The sequence below is a fragment of the Altibacter lentus genome, assembly GCF_000746845.1.
Classification (GTDB): Bacteria; Bacteroidota; Bacteroidia; order Flavobacteriales; family Flavobacteriaceae; genus Altibacter; species Altibacter lentus.
This window is the reverse complement of the sequence record NZ_KN050846.1, coordinates 2,387,346-2,407,381: the sequence shown is the minus strand read 5'-3', so window position 1 is coordinate 2,407,381 and position 20,036 is coordinate 2,387,346. Positions and strand designations below refer to the sequence as shown.

Annotated in this window: 22 protein-coding genes; 12 read left to right on the top strand and 10 right to left on the bottom strand. The window is 36.9% G+C overall.

Features of this window, described 5'->3' with window-relative positions:
- Positions 1 to 4 precede the first annotated feature (4 nt).
- From JS40_RS11200 to JS40_RS11190, 3 genes are read left to right on the top strand one after another with little or no spacing between them, the layout of a single operon-like run.
- A complete protein-coding gene (locus tag JS40_RS11200; protein WP_034260598.1) occupies positions 5 to 757 on the top strand; it encodes a methyltransferase family protein in 753 nt (250 codons plus the stop codon).
- A 1-nt stretch (position 758) separates the two neighbouring features.
- On the top strand, positions 759 to 1,514 hold the full coding sequence (locus tag JS40_RS11195) for a COG4705 family protein (RefSeq protein ID WP_034260596.1): 756 nt from the start codon (positions 759 to 761) through the stop codon (positions 1,512 to 1,514).
- A gap of 1 nt (position 1,515) precedes the next feature.
- The gene (locus JS40_RS11190) at positions 1,516 to 2,094 is read left to right on the top strand and encodes an HD domain-containing protein (RefSeq protein WP_034260594.1); all 579 of its coding nucleotides are present in this window, start codon (positions 1,516 to 1,518) and stop codon (positions 2,092 to 2,094) included.
- Between the two features lie 21 nt (positions 2,095 to 2,115).
- Here JS40_RS11190 and JS40_RS15605 read toward each other — a convergent pair whose 3' ends face one another.
- The 5 genes from JS40_RS15605 to JS40_RS11170 all read right to left on the bottom strand — a co-directional run bounded on the left by JS40_RS15605 (position 2,116) and on the right by JS40_RS11170 (position 5,539).
- Positions 2,116 to 2,322: a GDCCVxC domain-containing (seleno)protein gene (locus JS40_RS15605; RefSeq protein ID WP_084677491.1), complete on the bottom strand. Its 207-nt coding sequence runs from the start codon at positions 2,320 to 2,322 to the stop codon at positions 2,116 to 2,118.
- Positions 2,323 to 2,333: 11 nt separating this feature from the next.
- Positions 2,334 to 3,680 carry a dihydrolipoyl dehydrogenase family protein gene (locus JS40_RS11185; protein WP_034260593.1) on the bottom strand — a complete coding sequence of 449 codons (1,347 nt, stop codon included), beginning with the start codon at positions 3,678 to 3,680 and terminating at the stop codon, positions 2,334 to 2,336.
- 1 nt (position 3,681) lies between these two features.
- A complete protein-coding gene (merTP, locus tag JS40_RS11180) occupies positions 3,682 to 4,290 on the bottom strand; it encodes a mercuric transport protein MerTP (RefSeq protein WP_051957572.1) in 609 nt (202 codons plus the stop codon).
- 10 nt (positions 4,291 to 4,300) lie between these two features.
- Entirely contained in the window at positions 4,301 to 4,672 is a 372-nt protein-coding gene (locus tag JS40_RS11175) for an ArsR/SmtB family transcription factor (protein WP_034260591.1), read from the bottom strand.
- 234 nt (positions 4,673 to 4,906) lie between these two features.
- Positions 4,907 to 5,539 carry an N-acetylmuramoyl-L-alanine amidase family protein gene (locus JS40_RS11170; protein WP_034260589.1) on the bottom strand — a complete coding sequence of 211 codons (633 nt, stop codon included), beginning with the start codon at positions 5,537 to 5,539 and terminating at the stop codon, positions 4,907 to 4,909.
- Between the two features lie 189 nt (positions 5,540 to 5,728).
- Between JS40_RS11170 and JS40_RS11165 the strand changes: the two genes are divergently transcribed.
- The 9 genes from JS40_RS11165 to JS40_RS11120 all read left to right on the top strand — a co-directional run bounded on the left by JS40_RS11165 (position 5,729) and on the right by JS40_RS11120 (position 13,683).
- A complete protein-coding gene (locus JS40_RS11165; RefSeq protein ID WP_034260587.1) occupies positions 5,729 to 6,016 on the top strand; it encodes a hypothetical protein in 288 nt (95 codons plus the stop codon).
- 273 nt (positions 6,017 to 6,289) lie between these two features.
- Positions 6,290 to 8,692: a TraG family conjugative transposon ATPase gene (locus JS40_RS11155; protein WP_034260584.1), complete on the top strand. Its 2,403-nt coding sequence runs from the start codon at positions 6,290 to 6,292 to the stop codon at positions 8,690 to 8,692.
- A 4-nt stretch (positions 8,693 to 8,696) separates the two neighbouring features.
- Positions 8,697 to 9,278: a hypothetical protein gene (locus JS40_RS11150; RefSeq protein ID WP_034260582.1), complete on the top strand. Its 582-nt coding sequence runs from the start codon at positions 8,697 to 8,699 to the stop codon at positions 9,276 to 9,278.
- Complete coding sequence (locus JS40_RS11145; RefSeq protein ID WP_034260580.1) at positions 9,278 to 10,102, top strand: hypothetical protein; 825 nt, start codon at positions 9,278 to 9,280, stop codon at positions 10,100 to 10,102. The genes JS40_RS11150 and JS40_RS11145 overlap by 1 nt, the downstream gene beginning before the upstream one ends.
- 11 nt (positions 10,103 to 10,113) lie before the next feature.
- Positions 10,114 to 10,728, top strand: coding sequence for a conjugal transfer protein TraK (locus JS40_RS11140; RefSeq protein ID WP_034260578.1), 615 nt, complete (start codon positions 10,114 to 10,116; stop codon positions 10,726 to 10,728).
- Positions 10,729 to 10,760: 32 nt separating this feature from the next.
- Positions 10,761 to 11,690 (top strand): conjugative transposon protein TraM, encoded by a 930-nt coding sequence (gene traM / locus JS40_RS11135; RefSeq protein ID WP_034260575.1) that lies wholly within the window; start codon positions 10,761 to 10,763, stop codon positions 11,688 to 11,690.
- Positions 11,687 to 12,541 (top strand): DUF4138 domain-containing protein, encoded by an 855-nt coding sequence (locus JS40_RS11130; RefSeq protein WP_034260573.1) that lies wholly within the window; start codon positions 11,687 to 11,689, stop codon positions 12,539 to 12,541. Before traM ends, JS40_RS11130 begins: the two co-directional genes overlap by 4 nt.
- 7 nt (positions 12,542 to 12,548) lie before the next feature.
- Positions 12,549 to 12,911 carry a nuclear transport factor 2 family protein gene (locus tag JS40_RS11125; protein ID WP_034260571.1) on the top strand — a complete coding sequence of 121 codons (363 nt, stop codon included), beginning with the start codon at positions 12,549 to 12,551 and terminating at the stop codon, positions 12,909 to 12,911.
- A gap of 97 nt (positions 12,912 to 13,008) precedes the next feature.
- The gene (locus JS40_RS11120; RefSeq protein ID WP_051957571.1) at positions 13,009 to 13,683 is read left to right on the top strand and encodes a DNA-methyltransferase; all 675 of its coding nucleotides are present in this window, start codon (positions 13,009 to 13,011) and stop codon (positions 13,681 to 13,683) included.
- A gap of 261 nt (positions 13,684 to 13,944) precedes the next feature.
- Here JS40_RS11120 and JS40_RS11115 read toward each other — a convergent pair whose 3' ends face one another.
- From JS40_RS11115 to JS40_RS11095, 5 genes are all read right to left on the bottom strand, one after another.
- Positions 13,945 to 15,438, bottom strand: a complete 1,494-nt coding sequence (locus tag JS40_RS11115; RefSeq protein WP_034260569.1) for a PDDEXK family nuclease — start codon at positions 15,436 to 15,438, stop codon at positions 13,945 to 13,947.
- 112 nt (positions 15,439 to 15,550) lie between these two features.
- Positions 15,551 to 17,131, bottom strand: a complete 1,581-nt coding sequence (locus JS40_RS11110; RefSeq protein ID WP_034260567.1) for a type IV secretory system conjugative DNA transfer family protein — start codon at positions 17,129 to 17,131, stop codon at positions 15,551 to 15,553.
- Between the two features lie 5 nt (positions 17,132 to 17,136).
- On the bottom strand, positions 17,137 to 18,168 hold the full coding sequence (gene mobB, locus JS40_RS11105) for a MobB family relaxase (protein WP_034260565.1): 1,032 nt from the start codon (positions 18,166 to 18,168) through the stop codon (positions 17,137 to 17,139).
- 10 nt (positions 18,169 to 18,178) lie between these two features.
- Positions 18,179 to 18,580 carry a BfmA/BtgA family mobilization protein gene (locus JS40_RS11100; RefSeq protein WP_173402306.1) on the bottom strand — a complete coding sequence of 134 codons (402 nt, stop codon included), beginning with the start codon at positions 18,578 to 18,580 and terminating at the stop codon, positions 18,179 to 18,181.
- A gap of 452 nt (positions 18,581 to 19,032) precedes the next feature.
- Complete coding sequence (locus JS40_RS11095; protein ID WP_034260564.1) at positions 19,033 to 19,800, bottom strand: DNA-methyltransferase; 768 nt, start codon at positions 19,798 to 19,800, stop codon at positions 19,033 to 19,035.
- Positions 19,801 to 20,036: the final 236 nt, after the last annotated feature.

Genomic DNA, 20,036 nt, shown 5'->3' with positions numbered 1-20,036 from the left:
AAAAATGGCATTACAAGAAGAATTAAAAGCACAGGGCGATTTTCTATTTAAAAACAGAAGTTATCTGCCTTTAATCATTTTAGGAATTGGACTATCGGTATATATCTACACCGAATATTATGAGATTGAAACACCTGAAACCTGGTTGTCCGAAAGTTTCGAGTATATCTGTCTTGGCGTAAGCTTGCTCGGTCTTGCAATCAGAATTTTTACAGTTGGACATACACCTAAAAATACATCGGGAAGAAATACAAAAGGTGGACAATTAGCCGATGAGTTGAATACCACAGGGATCTATTCAATAGTAAGGCATCCATTATATGTCGGAAACTTTTTTATGTGGCTCGGTGTTGCAATGCTTACTGAAAATGCTTGGTTTACGGTTGCTTTCATTTTCTTCTATGCTTTTTATTATGAGCGTATAATGTATGCCGAAGAAAATTTTCTACGGAATAAATTTGGTCAAACGTATTTAGATTGGGCAGAGAATGTTCCAGCATTTATACCGTCTCTCAAAAATTATACAAAACCAAAATATGCTTTTAGTATTAAAAAAGTGCTCAAAAAGGAAAAGAATGGGCTTTGCGCAATATTTCTACTTTTTTGGATTTTCGATTTGGTGGGCGATTTGGTTGAAAAAGAACCTTTTGAATTTGAAACTGAATTTTGGTTTTATAGTGCAATTACCACAACCGTGATTTATCTGATTTTGAAAGTAATGAAAAAACGAAAATTGTTAGACGAAACAAACCGCTAAAATGAAAAAGGCAAAAATTATCTCAGAGGGTTTAAACAAAGTCGCAAAGATTACATTACTCTTTTGGATAATGAAAATTATCGCGACTACATTGGGCGAAACATTGGGCGACCTTTTGGCACATACGCTACAATTAGGATATGCGATTGGTCTTGCCATTACCGCTGTATTTTTTCTGTTGGTATTAGCGATACAATTAAAGGCTAAAAAGTACAATCCACTGTTATTTTGGTTGGTCATTGTCGGCACTACAACTGTAGGTACTGAAATATCGGATTTTATGGATAGGACATTGCATTTAGGCTATCTCGCAGGATCATTGATTTTGATAACACTATTGATAAACACTCTTTGGATATGGAAAAGCACCATTGGAAAAATTGAAGTATATCCCATTTTCAATAAAAAAGTGGAACTGTTTTATTGGATTGCAATTTTATTCTCTAACAGCTTGGGCACAGCCTTTGGCGATTTTTTAAGTGATAACGTAGGCTTGAGTTATTTGCAAGGTGCAATGGTAACCGCAGGTGTTATTGTAATTGTTGTTTTGTTGCATTACACCACCAAAATAAGCCATATCATTTTGTTTTGGATTGCGTTTATTTTCACGAGGCCATTCGGCGCAACATTTGGCGATTTGCTTACAAAGACGACGGCTGAAGGCGGTTTGGATTTGGGAACAATTCCCGCAACGGCAGTGAGTGTTGCACTATTGGGCATATTGATTTTTTACAGTCATAAAAAGAAGTTGGTATAGAATGAACACTGAATTAATAATTAAGACAGAAAAACACTGCAAACAACTTTTAAAAAACGGAAGGTGTCGCTCTTTACAATTCCATAACTATCGGCATACAGCAGAAGTCGCTCATAATGCAAATTTCCTTGCAAAAAAATCGAACCTGACAGACGTGGAAAGAGAAATGGTAGTGATAGCCGCTTATTTTCACGATGTCGGCAACATCGAAATAACAATAGGTCACGAAAAGTTAAGTTGTACAATTGCAAGAGAATTTTTGCAAAAACAGAATTTTCCAGAAGAGAAAATCAAGATAGTGGAAAATACTATCCTTTCAACGGAAATGGGAAGAGAGCCAACAAATTTATTAGAAGAAATATTGAACGACGCAGATTTAAGCCATTTGGGAATGACTACCTTTTTAGAAAGAAACCGGTTGCTACGTGAAGAATGGGAAACTTTTCTGGATATGACATTCACAGATGATGAATGGATAAAATTGAATGTAAAATTTTTAAATGAACATCATTTTTATACTGAAGCAGCAAAAACTGCCTTTGAAAATCAAAAAAAACAGAATTTAACTTATCTTAAATAAGTTTATTTAAACTTTGTTTACTTAACAACAGTTTTTGTTTTCTTGGATTGGTGGACAAGGTACAGAGCCATAAGAGCAATAAACGCAACAATCCCCTTCGTTTGGTTTTAGTACCTCTTTACAGTTCTCACACTCGTAGAAAAATTGACAGGCATTTGTAGGCATATCTTCTACTTTCTTATTTCCGCAGTTGGGGCAGGTAATTTCAGATTTTAATATAGTTTCCATTCAATTTTTGATTAAAGCATATGTGGTATGTCAGAAGCCAATGTTGGATATGAGAAAATCATTGTTCTAATCTCATTGACTTTCATCTTTGTTTTTATGGCCATTGCAAAAAGATTGATTGTTTCTTCTGTATGTGGTCCGATTAGATGCGCACCCAAAATTGTTTGAGTTTCTTCCTCAATGATAGTTTTGAATGCATATTCTTTTACATTCAATCTTTTGGCATTAAACCAACTGCCAACTTCCTTAAAATTTACTCGAATATTGTAATTTAGCTCTTTGGCTCTCGATTCAGTATAACCAACAGATGCCATAGCAGGCAAAGTAAAAACTACCGTTGGCATAGGTGGATAACTTGCTTCTTTATAATTGCCCTGGATGATATTTGAGGCAACCGTATGACCTTCCAAAACAGCAACCGGCGTTAATGGCAAACCTTCTGAATCTGTCGCATCGCCCGCTGAATAAACATTGGGATTTGAAGTACTTTGAAGATATTCGTTAACGGTAACGCCTTTTTTGGTATAAGCTATGTTGGCTTTGTCCAAATCCAAATCAAATATTGCAGGTGGTCGTCCAGCAGAATTAAAAACCGCTTCAGCTTCAAAAAACTCTGTTTTCTCTGTGGATTTACCCTCTACACGATACTGGCCATCCACTCTCTCAATAGCTGTAACATCCGTATTAAGAATAAGTTTTATGCCCAACTCTTCTGTGGCTGAAACAAGATATTTTACAATATCCTGTTCAAAATTTTCCAAGGGATTTTCCCCACGATGAACAATAGTAACTTCTGCACCACATCGAGCTGCAATGTGCGCAAACTCAAAGGCGATATAGCCGCCACCGATGAATAATAACGATTTTGGCAATTCTTCTAAATTCAAGAAATCGGTACTGGATTTGGCAAAATGGCCGCCTTCGAATTCTAAAACCCTTGGCTTGGAACCCGATGCGATTACAATTTTGTTGGCCTTCACTTTTTCGTTTCCAACTTCTAATGTGTTATCTGTTAGAAATTTTGCTGAACTATGAAAGGTATCTATGCCATTCTTTTCATATCCTTTTTCAATTTTCGGTGGCATTGCATCCACAAAGGACTGTTTAAAGGCCATTATGTCCTTCCAATTAACTTTAGGTATGGTATCAATGCCATTGCCTTTAAGTCTTTTCGCAAAATCCCGTACTTCCGTAGCGCCTATAATCACTTTTTTTGGGTCGCAACCTCTCAAAGCACAAGTGCCACCGTAGGGTAATTCATCGGTTATTCCGACTGTCAGGCCTTTTGAGGCACATTTATTGGCGATGGTCATTCCTGCCATTCCCGAACCAATAATGAATACATCGTATTCTTTCATACTAATTGATTTGTTTTTTGTCGGTTACTTTATAGCCTGTTGAGTTAATTGCTTTCTCGATTTCCTTTTCATTCGTTTTGGTTTGGTCAAATTCAATAATGGCATTCCCCTTTTCGTAGGACACTTTTGAGGCTACAATTCCGTTGAGTTTATTTACTTCGTGGTTGACGTGCTCTTCGCAACCTGCACAAGTCATCCCTTTAATATCAAAATTTACCGTATGGATATTGGATTGATTGACTATAACCACTTCTTTCCTGTTATCCGGATAAAAGATGTGAGAGTAATATGGAAAACTTATGGATATAGCCGCAAATAGCGTAATACCAATTAAAAAACCTTTAGTTTGAAACCACTTTGGCTTTGCATCTACTTCACAACAATCCTCTGCTTTTTTCGGTTTTAGATAATCATACCACGCATAACCAATTGCTATGACAGCGATGCCAATTAAATAGGGTCTAAAGGGTTCCATCCAAGATAAAGCGGATGCACTTCCCCCAACGCCAGCTATTAATGCAATAACTGGTGGTATGCAACAAGATGATGCAGCTACAGCAGCAAACAAACCTGTATAAGCTGCATTTTTCGATGTTTTTACGGTACTCATTATTAAAAATTTATGCTGTTTTTCTTTTTAATTTAATTGACTTAAAAATACTATCCAGAATATCCGTCTCATCCTCGTTCAATGAATAGTATAAGGTTTGCCCTTCTCGCCTTGAGCTTATAATATCTGCATCTTTCATTTTTCGTATATGCTGTGAAACCGCGGGAACACTCATACCTAAAATGTCGGATAAATCACAAGGGCACAGTTCTTTTTCCATATTTAAGAGGAATAGAATTTTTAAACGTACCTCATTACCTGAAATGGACAGTAGTTTTGTTATTTCACTAAAATCATTGGTCATACCATCAATGACAGTTTTGCAGTTTAGTAACTGTTTATGGTCAGCTTCAGCTCTCGTACAAGAAATTTCCATTTTCATAATAACTATTTAGACGAACAAAGGTATAATTAATTACGTATTTAAGCAAATACTTAAATATAAATCTTCTTCAATTGTAGCTTTGAGTTTAATTGTATCAACTATAACAGCTGATGCTATGCTTTAATGATTTAACTTCTGAACGATTTATATAGCAGTATCACTTCTGAGATGAATTGTAACACAATATCCTTTAAGCTCTTTGTTAACTCTAAAAATAGTTCTTTCATAATTCTAATGTTTTTGAAGGGACTTTAATATGGTCAATGCAATAGGTTGGATGTTATTGAAATCTGAAATATACTTGCCTTCATCCTCATTACTCAAAAACCCCAATTCCAAAAGAAGCGAGGTACAATCATCAATAGTTTCCCGAAGCACTTGAAAGTTGGCAAACTTTACACCTCTACTTTCATATCCTAATTGTTTATTGAGTGCAGCTTGTAGCAGAAATGCAAGCCAAGTGGCATCATCAGAATATTTGGATGTTACACCTGCCACATAAACTTCTACACCTCTGGCATTTGGATTATCCGAATGATTAGAATGCAAGGACACAAACAAATCGGCTTTTAGAGCTTTGGCCAACTTCGACCTTTGCGATAAAAAAATGAGCGTATCGGTGTACCTGGTTAAGTAAATTTCCAAAGGTTTATCTAACTCATCATTCAACTTTAAAATGGCATTTGCAATATTGAGTACAACATCCTTTTCTTGGATGCCATTTACACCTATCGCACCGGAATCTTTTCCACCGTGTCCAACGTCAATTACAATTCGTTTTTGAGCACTCGTTCCCTGTCCGAAAATGAGGCACATTTTCAAAAGCAAAAAGACAAAACTGACGTTTTTGAGCACTTTTTTCATTTTCAATTTTCGGGTTATCAACAACTTCACTTCAAAAATCCATAGAATTTGATGTCAAATAATAGCAACGGAATTTAAACAATATCAAATAATATTTTATTCACAAATATTTGATTTTCAGATATTTATATTCAAATATATGTAAATTTCCCATAACGAAAACAACACAAAAATTTAAACTGTTACGTTATGAAAAAATCACTCTATTTAGCATCCTTTCTTTCGCTCTTATCCACTTCGCTATTTGCTCAAATTGGTGGCATTGAAGATTCCGTTAACGATGTGGGCGATACCATCCGCACCGTATTTCCAATTTTACTCGGTGTCATTTTCCTTGTTGGATTCCTCTTTAATGCAGGGCATTTCTTTGGCGAAAATGCCGACCTCAAAAAAGGGATTACCCGAGTACTTGTTTTTGTTTTAATAGCTGGTGCTGTAGTAGGCATCTTCACATACCTCATAGGAATTGTTGTATAAGGATGAAGAAGTTTGAGGTCTATAAAAACATCAGGAAACGGGCGGTCATTTTTGGGCTGCCCATTTCCCTGTTTGCCTTAATGATGGTTTCCATTCTTGCATCGCTATTAATCATCATTTTTTCTTTCAGTTTTGGGATAATTATAGGTGTACTGGTTTTCAATGCCGGGCTTTACGTGGCATTGACAAGAATAACCCATAACCCTCAGCTATTTCAAACATCTAACGCATTCCCTAAAATTATCAGTAACAAGCGTAATTCAGGTTTCGACTATGAACAAGATTAACCTTTCTATATATCAACCGATTGCAGATATTCAAGACAATATCGTGTTTGCCAATAATGGCAATGTCGTTTTGTGTTATGAAGGGAATTTGCCAGAAATCTATTCCTTATCTGAAAAGGACTTTGAGGATATGCACGGTGCTTGGTTTCAGGCTCTGAAATCATTGCCTGTTGGGACTGTGGTTCACAAACAGGATATCTGCCTCAAGAAATCCTATACTTCAGAACAACTTCCTTCTACAACCTTTCTGGGAAAAGCAACATACGAGCATTTTAAAGGTCGTGAACACATAGAACATAAGTGTTATCTGTTCTTCATTTTGACCAAGAACAAGGCACTTAATAATTCAAAATATGTCAATCCGTTCCGGAAGGTTTCCAAGGGAATTGTGCAAGAACTGGATGACAACGTTAAGAGCTTCATCAACTCGGTAAGCGATTCTGTTTCCTTCATCAACAATAGCCGAAAGATGGAATTTATTTCGCTTAGAGCGAAAGAGATTCAGCAACTTACGAATGGCTATTTCAATGGTTTCAACGAAGGCTTTGATACCGACATCATCCTTGATAAAAAAAGTGTCAATATTGGCGAAAACCATTTTGATGCCCTGGCCATCAATAGCGAACTGTGCTTTGGCGAAAGTGTACAGAGTAGCAAGACCAATGAGAAATTCACTTCTGACGATTTTGTGTTTCATCAAGGGTTTATTGATGGTTTGGGGCTTACGCTTAACGAGAACCATATCGTCAATCAAATTCTCTATCTCGATGACAAACAAAAGTGGCGCAAATTGCTGGATAAGAAAGTCGAGGAACTGAACAAAAGTTCAAACTTCGGGTCGCAGAACAAGGTCGTCCTTGGGAAGATTCAGCACATCCTTGACCAAATCAATGCCGATGATAATGCACGAATCATTCGCGGGCACTTGAACATCGTGTATTGGTCTAAAGATGCCAAAGAGCTTGATAAGATAACCTCGAAAATTAAAACCGAATTTAAGGAACTGGATATCATCCCATACTATCCAAGAGGCGAGGAACGGAAGAATTATATTCTGAACAGCTACTGCTGTTTTTCATCCAATTTCTCAAATAACGATTTATACGTTACCGATTTGAAGCACGCTCTCTGCCTGTTTATCAATAATACGAATTACAAGTCCGATGCGAAAGGAATCATCTTCAATGACCGTGAACACAACATTCCCGTCCTAAAGGATGTTTGGGATGAGCGCAAGAAGCGCATCAAGGCACGGAACTTTGCCATCTTCGCACCAACGGGCGAAGGAAAATCGTTTTTGGCCAATAACATTCTGCGCCAATATTTTGAGAGTGGTGTCCGATTGGTCATTATCGACCTTGGTGGATCCTACACCAAATTTGCTAAACTCTACCCAGAAAAATATACAGTACTGCGCTATGAAAGCGGAAAGAACCTGGGCATAAATCCATTCTACATAAGTAATGCAAAAGACCTTACACCGGAACGTTTGGAAGACCTATCGGTTTTCCTCTTTGAGTTGTTTGCATCGGACTTGAAAGTAACCAAAGCACAATCGGTTTCCGTTAAAAAGATATTGCGCCATTATTATGACAGCACTTCAGAAAACCACTCTTTAGATGGTTTCTACAGCTTTATAGAAAGGAACCAGAAAGATCTTCTGAGCACCCTTAAAATCCATCCCGACTATTTCAATGTTACGAGCTTCTTGCACGTGATGTCAGAATATGTCGGCGATGGTCTATATAGCTTTTTATTTGAAGTGAGTGAAGACCAGACCTATAAAATTGAAGATAAACGATTGATAGTTTTTGAACTGGATGAAGTCAAGGACAATAAGGAAATTCTGTCGGTAATGTTGAAGCTGATTAAGTCAGCTATCCAAAGAACCATTTGGAAAAACCGTGCTGAAAAAGGCATCATTCTTTTCGATGAGTTTGCCAAACAACTGAAGTTTGACAATGTACTGGAAAGTGTCGAATTTTATTACCAAGCCATCCGTAAGCAGAATGGTGCAATTGGTATTATTCTTCAGTCAATCAATCAGCTGCCAAACAATTCTACTTCAGCAAGCATACTCGAAAATACACAGGTCATTTATAGCCTGAACAATGAAAAAGGTTATGACGAATTGGTCAAACGTCTTAACCTATCTAGCCACGACCTGAACCAATTAAAGTCCATCAAGAACAACCTTACCGGACCGCGGAAGTACACCGAAATGTTTATCAAAATCGGTAGGGAAAGCAACATCTTCCGTCTTGAAGTTCCGAAGGAAGTGTATGCCGCCTATCTGACCGACGGTAAAGAAAATGAGGAAATAATGAAGCTCTACGAAGAGCATCACGATATGCAAAAAGCAATCATTCAATTCACATCTAAAACATAATATTATGAAGACAAAGATTAAAATTTTAGTAATGGCAGTAGCCTTGACACTATTTATGTCTAGCCGTGCAACTGCCCAAGGAATGCCGGTTTACGACAACACCAACTTCATCAGTTTGGTAAAACAACTTTTGGAATCCGGTAAACAGACGGCAGAAATGATTAAATCCGTAAAATTCCTAAAGGATGCCAAAGAAGCTATTGAGAAAGTATCGAGCGTCGTCCAACAACTAAGGGCGGTTGAGGAAATTGCTCAGAACAATCAGCGCCTTATTAATGTAATGCAGAATGATTTACAGGACATTTTGAACTCGCCATATATAAAGCCCGAGGAAATTAATCGTATAGCTCAATCTTTTGATGCTATAGTTCAAAACTCATTGGACACGGTAGACTTTATGGGTGAAATCTTGTCCAGCGATAATCTAAAAATGTCTGATGCCGAACGTGCCGAAGTGTTAAAACAGAAAGAACAAGAATCAAAAGAAATGGTTTCCAACATCACTACTAAAACGAAGCGCTATCGTGATATTATTTCCTTTAGAAAAATGCAAGACAAAGTAAATAACCGAGAAACGAATTACTAATGAGTTTTGGGCTTGAATATGTGGATGCCGTCTTTCAGACGATACAGGCCAGTGATTTTTCGCAATACACTATTGCCGGAATGAAAACACTTGCCGTATTGTTCTTTCTGGTCAATATCCTTAAAAAATATAACGAGGGTGTGGCCAATAAAGACGGTTACACTTGGGGATTGAGTCCGGGCGAACTGGCCAAGAATTTTGCCATTGTCCTACTGGTCATATTTTCAACGCAGGTGTTGGGATTCTTTGATGGGATATTGGTGGCCATCGAGGGACAATATAGGGGCACAGCACCTGCGTTACTTCCATTACAAATGCAGGATATTCCTATCGAAGAAGATGTTAGTGTCATTGAGGTAGCCAAGTCTGCTATGACGCTTTTATATGAAGCCTTGGTAACACCCCTTTACGGTTTCAAAATATTTGCATTTATCATTAGCCTTTTTCTCTGGATATTGGATTTGTTCATCTATCCGCTATTCTTGGCAGAGCGTTTTTTCCTTTTGGGAATAATGCAGGCATTCTTCCCTTTGGTCATTAGCCTTGCGGTCTTTGAAAAATTTCGTTCGCTCGCCTACACCTTCTTTAAGTTGTACGCTGCCGTTTATATGCTCGTGCCAGCCTTTTTCTTGGTCAATGTATTTATAAATGCCATTTATACGGAAATCAACACCAATTTCTGGGTCAACCTATTCGGAACGGAAACAGGTCAGGGCTTTTTTGCACCCGTCGTTCAATTGGGTTCTGTTGGATTTATTGTCTTCTTAAAATTCAAATTGTACAGACGTGCCACATCCTTTACGCTCAGACTCTTTACCAACTAATTCAATTCAAAATGAAAACACCTTACAAGAATATTTATAACGTCCTAAAATTAAATCGGTTTATCGTTTTGGCAGTCGTTGTCTGTGCGCTGCTGTCCAGCACCTTTTCAGTTTGGATGGTATTCAACACCAATCAAAAGGCACTCAATAGCGCATTTGCCATCAATACCGATGGTAGTATTATTCCGCTGAAGCTCGTTACCCAAAAAGAGAATTTCAGGGTGGAAGCTCTGGCGCATCTGGAATTGTTTCACAACTACTTCTATAACATCGATGCCAGTAATTATGAACGGAATTTGGAAAAGGCGCTTTGGTTGGGCAATAGTTCCGTGGATAATCTATACCGTCAGAAAAAAGCGGATGGTGTCTATAATCGGTTACTACAATATTCGCTCGTTCAAAAAGTATTGAGTATTGATTCAAAAATTTCAGAAAGCAACGGTACGTACAGTTTCACTACCACAACCATTTTTGAAATAAATAGAGGCTCTATCATCGACACCTACGAATTGGTTTCCACCGGAAACCTGATTATGGTGGACCGGAACTTTCCCAATAATCCGCACGGACTTTTGATTACGAATTACTTCGAAAACACCCTTAAAAAATTAAACGATGAAAGTTGAGCCGATAATCGGCATTTAAAACACTTACTCTTATGAAAGTAGAAAAGAATAAAATAGTATTTGCGACGGTATTGGCCGTGATTTTCATATTCCTCATTTCCTATTCCGTAATGGTAATGGGCGATGACGATAGCGAGAACGAAGGCCTACAACAGACCTTAGTTCCTGATTTGGAAGAAAACCAGAAGGAATACGAGTCCAAACTCGATGCGATTAACGACCTGAAGGAAGTGCGTGAAACCAACGCACCCAGTATCTATGATGAAAAGCTGATTGATTCCCTGGGCTTTTACGACCCAGATTTACCGGAACGTGAAAAAGAACGCATTGTTGACAGTATCTATGATGCTGGCAAGATTAAGTATTCCGAAAAGCTGTATGAAAATTTAGGGCAAAGGCGAAATGTTCAACAAACAGTACCAAAGGTGGATTCAGCTGAAGTTAAAAGAGCTCAAAAAATTGAAGCTAAGGAACTGGGCTTGGAACATCAACTATTCTTTGCTGCCGATCCTAAGCCCAATGAAGTTTCAATTATTGGCAATACAGATGAAACGATTTATGTAGTCGTGGATGGCGACCAAATTGTTCAGGCAAATACCCGATTACAGATGCGCCTTACTAAATCTGCTACCATAAATGGCAAACTGATGCCAAAGAACACACCGATTTTCGGCTTTATCAGTTTTCAGCCCAATCGTGCCTTGATTGAGATTGAAAACATAAAGCACCATCCCACCAAACTCAAAGCATTCGATTTGCAAGACGGTAGCGAGGGCATCTATGTTGAGAACAATTTTAGGGAAGAAGCTACGAGAGAGGTGCTCGATGATGTTATTGGGGACATAAATATTCCGAGTGTGCCACAAGTTGGCGGACTTACACAAGTTTTCAGGCGTTCTAACCGAAGGGTAAAAGTAACCGTACTGAACAATTACAGATTAATTCTAAAACCTAAATTATGAGAGCAAAAATTATAATATTAGCAATACTGATATCCACTTTCGTACCTCGACTATGCTCGGCACAGGCTACAGCGCAATCAACTATAGTACTCGATACCATTTATGCGAACGACACCAAGAATGTTGCGCTTTTCTTTCCAGAACCTATTAGGCAAGGCATAACCGGTTCAGATAATTTTGTATTTACCTACAACCGTGAGAAAGAACAGTATTTTGGCTTGCTACAAGCCAAGCCAGGGAAGGAAAGTAATTTACTGGTAGTCAACCGAAATGGCTCGATTTTTTCGTATATTGTAAGGTATAAAAAACAGCTTTCTAAGCTCAATTATTTCATTCCAGCATCCAATAGTATCGGGAATGAAAAGCCGATTGTAACCGATTCAATTCTTGCTGAATCCTCTGAAGAGCGTGTAGATAAAAGAACCTATTATTACCAAAAATTCTGCTCGTATTTGCTCAACAGAAAACAGCGTATAGGTAGAATCAAAAAGCGAAATGAAGGTATTGTTTTGAGTGTTGAGAATATCGTTTTTGATAAAGAAGAACTGTACTTCGTTATCCGGATTGAGAATAATTCTACCTTGGATTACGATTTGAATTTCTTGAACCTTTCGATTGAGACACGACAGAAAGGAAAAAGAAAATCGCTACAACGTTTGTATCAAGAGCCAATTTATAAACATAATCTGGCTTCAAAAATTGTAGAAGGTCAAACGGTACTGTTCGTTTATGTGTTGCCCAAGTTCTCGTTATCCAATGACCGTAGGGCAATTTTAGAATTGAATGAAAAGGACGGCGAACGAAATATTGAAATGAAACTATCGCACAGATATATTAATAACCCAAATTAATACTGTTATGAAAAAAATCGTCATTTGCTCACTCGTACTTCTATTCATTTCCTGTTCAGAAAACAAGAATATGTCGCCTTCAGAAACTGCCAAGATTGTTGCAGAAAGCTTTTTCTCAAAAGATGAATCAGTTCTAAAAAAACATACCACATCAGAAGGGTATGCCAGTTTGATTACGGTTCTAAATATGATGCCTGATTCTGATAAAAACATCGAGGTAGAAATTTTGGATGAAGTCATTGAGGGGGACATTGCCTGGATAAAATATAAAACCTCTTTTGATGGAAAGTTGGGGATTTTCAAATTAGTCAAAGAAAATGGTCAATGGAAGGTCACTTACAATAAGCCCAGGGATAAAGGACCCTTTTAAATAATCACTAAAGATTTATTCTAATTAATTATCAGTTTTCAAAAGATTCTGAAGAGTCATACTTATACTTTGTCTTTAATAAACTCAATCTAAATAATTGGCGCAAAAAATACTAAATATAGATTGGAATATCGGAATTAAGTCCGTCGCTAATAACAGTGTAGACTTGGTACTAACCGACCCACCTTATGGCATCGATTACAGAAGTAATAAACGAGGTAAGCGGCATAAAAGAATGCCCAATGACAACAATTTAGATTGGTTGAATCATTGGGTGAAAGAGTTGAAACGTGTATGTAAAGACGAGGCACATCTATACATTTTTTGCTCTTGGCATAATGTGGAAGTCTTTAAGTTTTTTATTGGAAAAGAATTTAGAATAAAAAATATATTAATATGGGAAAAGGAAAATCACGGAACTGGTGACCTAAAAGGCGACTATGCCCCAAAATATGAGATGATTATATTTTGTAGTAATGGAAGCAAAAAATTGAACGGAAAGCGTGATTGTAATATTTTAAAATCTGCCAAAACCAAGAACAATAATCACCCCACAGAAAAGCCCGTTAATTTGATAAGTTATTTAATTGAAAAAAGTACCGATTTAGGTGATTTGGTATTGGATACATTTGGCGGAAGTTGCTCAACTGCCATTGCAAGTAAACAAACCGGCAGAAATTGTATTGTTTTTGAGATTGAAGCAAACTATTGTAAGATTGGTATTAAAAACTTAGCTAGTACTTCAAAAAGATTATTTAGAATGAATAATTAAGATTGTTTCTAAAGCTCAATTATTTACTAAAATTTTTAAGTCTTACTATATAGGTCTAAAAAATTGAAATGTTATACTGAATTTCGTGTAAGTTATATAAATGACTGCCTATCAACTTATAATGTGCCCAATATCAATTTTACACCACCTATTGCACCACCTATTACACCACCAATATGACCACCTATTTGACCACCTATTTGATTACAAATCCTAAAAAATAAGTAAACTTAAGGTTGTGAATAAAGATACGTTATAAAACTATTTATTCTTATCCACAAATTTGACTTGGTCTTTAGATGTTAGTACATTTGGAAACATTGGGATTAAATCTTGATTTTTAGACAGTCTCATCTCAATATCATCCCTATTCCACCAAGAAGTCCAAATTCCTTGAGATGGTAACGATTCGAGTTTTTCTGTAAGTGCTGAAGAAATTTGGGTGTTTACGGCTAAAAAGAAGCCTTGTGAATTATGAGTTTCTACAGTATCTCGCATATCCAATACTTTCCCTTTTCCAATTGTAGATTTTCCCGATTTGCATTGCCCTACAACTTTTATCAACTTTTTTGGTGGTGTGGTATCGGACATATATTCATTTATTACATTCCACTCAATAATTAAATCTCTTCCTTTATCACCTTGATTGATGGGCGCCGGTCTTCTAACGCTTTTTACATTTGGCTCACGTTCCAATAGTGCTTTAACTAATAGCTCGAATTGATCAGGACAGACCTTTTCTTTCCAAATAAATTGTGATATAGGAAACAATAGTTCAGATTCTCTATTATGGCGCTGTCTTATGATTTCTCTCTCTTTTTTATATTCATCAAATCCACAAATTCTACCCAATGCAATAATATAATCTTCCATTACGGTAACGACCATATTTTCCATAGGGATAACCGGGTATCCTTTTAGTTTACCGTTCTCATTAATTTTTTTAAAGTATTCGTCCATTTCAGACTTAGTCTCATCGTGAACAAAGTTTTTTATGTTATCGCTTAGCACAAATGTACCATTCTGTCCTTTTAACTGTTCAGTTTTATCTGTACACAAATCTAATGTTGCGTAGAGAAACTTTGCGAGACTACTGGATTTAATCATCGTAACTTCCTCTTCTATGTCATAGAAATATACCCATTCTGGTCGTTCACGATCCCTATAATTATTTCGGCTAGATATACTATGCAAATGTGAAAATATGTCCTCAACATCTTCGAAAGAGTATTTATAGTTTGAGTTATCAATATTTCCAGCAGTCATACATTTATCACAAGGGCAACCTGCAAAATACCATAAGCTTTCTCGCCAAAATGCGACCATTTTTATTATTTCCTTGACAACCTCAAAGAGTTGTTCGGCAGTTGAAATTCCGTGTAAAATTGGAACTTGGACAGGTACCAAATACCTTCCCCAAATTTCATCAGGTACAACCGGATGACCTATGTCAAATTGCTCACAAGAGATTCCTGTTTTATAGAATCTCAAAAAAGAAGTAAACATTAGGCTTAAAATAACGTGCGCATCGGATCTGTCACCTGCATAAAAAACATCGTATGTTCTTTGAAGAAAATAAAATGATAAATTATAATTTTCATCTAATTGAAGGAAAAGTGTTATACCAGAGGATTGATCTGTAAATATCCTAAAGTAATTGTCTTCAGCGATTTCAATTGTTAAGTGATGTTTTTTACATAAATCTTCAATAATTTCTGTTAGGTTTTGTATTTCTTCAGCGTTGTCTATTTTCATTTAAAGCATTAATATATTGCACGTTTTAAAACTCATTTTACCCAAGATAAATATAACATTATCCTATCAAGAAAGTAAATCATAATTTAGATTTATAGGACCACTCTTTTGGTTAACTAAATATAGACTTTACATCACTGTAAATTTTTTCAAAATTGGCTGCCAAATCTACCCGAGAAAATTGGTTGGATTCTTTTGGAAGTTCTCGTTTAAAACTCGGTAATTTGAACAGCACCTTTTTATCCTTTCCATCAGCATACGTAATAAACTCGCCCTGCTTTAACCTGAAGAAAACATCAGCCCTAATCTTCGGAATTTCCTTTTCGCCTGTTGTAATCCGTGTGTCAAAATCAAGATTATGTCCACGACTTATGCTTTTTGTAGGATCCTTGATGATTTCAAAAAAGCGTTCGTAATATTTAGCGGTGTCCGGGTCATTGACCTTTCCGAAAAATTGATAGGATAAATTACTGAGAATCGCTTTGCTTGCCTTGTCGCCATACATCATATCATTCTGGATTTTGTCCTGCATCACGTAGATGGTGGCAATGTCATAGCTTCGTAAAGTCGCTGGAATGCGGTGCATATTTAACAATCGGATGGTTGGTGCTTCTTCCATTAAAAGAAAGGAAGGCTTGCTGTTCCGTACACTCATTTGCTTGGTAATGGTGTGTATGATGGTCGCAATTACTGGCGAATAGGACGTCTCAAATTTGGGATTGTTTACGATAGAGATTACAGCAGGATTTGCTTCATTATTGATATTCAATGGCACTTCGTCTGCCGACAATGCCATAAAAATTTGTTGTGTACTGATACGCTTTAGCGCATTGGCCAGCGTGCTTTTTACGCCTGCTGTCTGTCTGTCGGAATCCTTTCCACTTATAAAAGCATCTGCCATTGCCCTCGATGTGGTATTGGTTTCCAAGAATTGGATAAGGCTGTCCGTGTCCAGATATTGGTAAATGGCAATTAAATGGGGAAGTGTACAGAATTGTGGATAGGTAGTTTTCAGTTTCCAAATCAACCCACCAATCAAACCCTCAGCTGCATCATTGAAAAATTTTGTCGTGCCGGTCGTACCACTTTCTCTTTGCTCTAATAGGTTCTCGATTAACACCCTTGACACTTCGTTTACGCTTTCCTCATTCTCTAAATAGTTTGGCGAGATAGGATTTACCCTGTGGATGATTTTATCAAAGGAAATGACCTTAAACGGGATATCACTATCTCTGAAAAGTGGGTACGCCATTTCGGTCAGTTCAAAATCTTTATAGTCGTGGATAATTCCACAGAAGTTCTCTTTCCGAAAGTGTTTCAGAAATCCATACACAACACTTTCGGTCTTTCCACTTCCGGCAGAACCGATGATGGATGCACCCCGTTTGATATTATCCAATTTGAAATTGCCCTTAGTGGTAGAAAAGCTGACCTGATATTTGCTATCGCCATTTATCGGCTTGTCCGTCTTATGTAGAAAAACATACATTCCTATGTTAATTAATATAAGAGGGCAAACCAGATAGAGGGCAATAAGAGTCAATGCGTTTTCCTCGTTTAAATAAAATACCATCGCACCAAGCACGAGAAAATTACTGATGAATGCATATCGAGTAACCCGAAACATCGCATAGAAAACAATACTGGCCAGACCAATAATTGAAAGTGTCGTTATGAGGTTATCTATTTGCATAACGATTAGATTCCGATGGAACTTGATTTAATTGCGATTTCAGCACCACGTCTCAACCGTTTAAGAACTCGAAGTGCAATCTGTGTTTGACTAACTGGAATATTTGGCGCTATCGGCAATCCTGTTTTTGCTATCATTTTAAACGCCAATGCCTTTTCGTTGGCTGGCAATTTCATCAAGGCAGCGAAATAAAGATTGGGATTCTTCACAAAATCCTTTCGGGCTTTGTAGGTCTCAGCAAAGTTTCGTTTATAGCCGAAAGTCTTATCGAATGTTTTTTCTGCTCTTTCAAAAAACTTGTCTCGGTCAAATCCTCGTTTTACGGTTTGCCCATTCAACTTCACGTCGGATGCCTTGTATTTGCTTCCGGGCGATAAGCTGAATCTGTTGGACGCATCCTTACGGCTCACGATAATATGGATGTGGCTTTGGTTACCATCTTTTTGCATTCCCTGGACAATCCGTTTTCCGTTTTGTTGGTGGGGCGCTTGGCTTTCCAGTTTGGCGATTTCCTTTTTCATCCTTTTAATATTTCCTTCAGCTCTTCCTTCTTGGATATTTCGGATTTCCGTTTTGAGCTGAAGAATTTTCGTGGCATACGGTTGGTTCTCTTTTACCTGAAAATCTGTCCCCTTGAAGGTGCGTTGATGCTCTATTTTTGCATAGTACTTTATATCATCGATGTTAACCGGTCGCCCTTTGATTTCCCTATTGAAGGATGCCACATAATCTTTCATCAGCTCACGGGTATATCTCTTTAAATCTTCGCTACTGTTCTGAAGTTTTTGCAATTCATATTTTGATGGACTCACGGTAATTGAATAGAATCTTGGTTCGTGTTTTTCCAGTTTTGCGGTATTCCCATCGATTTCCCTAATGACTTCCTCAGCAGAAATCTCATCGCCGTATTGATTGAAAAAATGTTCCATATCCTGTTGTTCCAAACCTTGATTTTCTTTCTCTAAATACCCAACAAAATCTGCCGAACTTTTGGAAAAATTACCGCCCATTTTTTGGGGTGTTATTGTGATGTACATAGCTCGAATATTAGAGTTCGTTTTTTAGATTTGGCTTCTCTCGAAAGCCTGCCTCGCCGGCAGGCAGGCGTACTTCTTTCTTTTCTTCGGCATATTTCTTTTCAACAATCAATGGTTTTTTGTTGGGTTCTTCCATCACAAAAAGGGATTGCAACATAGCGACCGTAGGTTTGGTTTGGGTCTTTTCTACATCACGCATTATGGCGATGACCGCATTGATTCTTTTGAGCAATTTAGCTTCGATAGTTCGTCCGGTTGGTCCCAACTTTTCCTTTGGGGAAATCTCGTTATAGAGGAAAAAATCAAGGATGTTTTCCATCGCTTCGGTGTGCGTTTTAAAGTGCATTTTGGAAAATTCCTGAAACCGCTTGGCCGTTTTTCGTTTGAACCTGATAGTGATGAATGAATCCATTTCCTTTCGCTTTTTTAAAGATTTGACGTAAATCCATCCCTATTTACTGGTGTTCCAAGACCATTTGACGCAAATTGTTGGAACTTTTAAATCCTGTTAATTTTTAAGTAATTAAAAATCAATGGATTAAAACGAAAATGGAATATGTAACGCGGCGCAGCCCGTTACCCTCTTGCTATTCCTTTTCGTCACGCGCAAGCGTGACAAAAATCCATACAATCCGGCTAAAAAGCCGATTGCCATTTTCAAGGAAAATGATTTTCCGATATGTTATTTTTCGATGTGTAAGGCTATCGGCGAAAGTCGAAAAGTGGATAGCCTTACTTTAATTTGAATGCTGAATTTCAGCAAAATAAAGATAGTGATTTTTTTTGATGTAGGTTAAATTACACACAAAAACATCCCTGAAATTTTAGATGAATGTATAACCTATATTGTAAATGATTTAAAGTTTAAGAATGAAATATCAAACCCTTTTTCTCAAGCCTACTTATGGATATATCATAATGTTCTTTCATCAATTCACTACCGATAAAATTACAATGGCTTTCAATACAACTGAGTTGCGTGGTTCCGATTCCAGAGAATGGGTCATAGATGAGACTGCCTTCGGGGAAATAGATATTAATCAGTTGATGGCATAAATCTTTTGAGTATGCTGCCTTTAAATTTGACCTATAGCCATCATTATTTTTTGCTTCGATATAGTTCGTGTAATTTTTGAAAAATCTTTGTCCCGTCTTTCCATTTACCTTACTTATTTTTTTATTGGTTCTAAATGTATGCAAATAGGATTTCTTTACAAAGACGTAGATTAGTTCTGTTAACCTACTTAATTTTGTTGGTGAGGTTTGAAAAGGAATGGCATTTGATTTTTTCCAGCAAATTATATCTGCAATTGTCAAATTGGTTTCATTGTGGATTTTAGAAACCAAAAGTGTCGGTAAAATGGGATTCTCTTTTGAGTAAGAAATGTTGTAACAAATAACCCCTTTATCTTTCAGTACTTTTGAGAATTTTGTAAATTCTTCCGTCCTTAATTTAAGATATTCTGCTTCGCTTAATCCGTCAATATTAGAATATCCATTATTGTAATAACAGTCGCTTCTTTCCGTATTTATATTATAGGGTGGTGATGTGATAATTCCGTCAATACACTTTTTAGGTAACCTATCTAATGTTACGCTACAGTTTTCGTTATAAATGACATTTATTCTCACTTAAATTGATGAAATCAACCCCAAAAAATGATATCAAAATGTTTTGTAGGATTTTTCACGCAAAACCAAATTTTGATATAATCAACTATTTAAAACAGAAAAGAGCATAGATAGCTGTGGTTATAGTGTGCTGTTTTTCAGCTTTAAGAAGTTAGTTTTTATACTGTTAAGACAAAAACGGCAGTTGGTGCCAAGTACTGACATTTGACATCAAAAAATAGGATAATGCAAAAAGT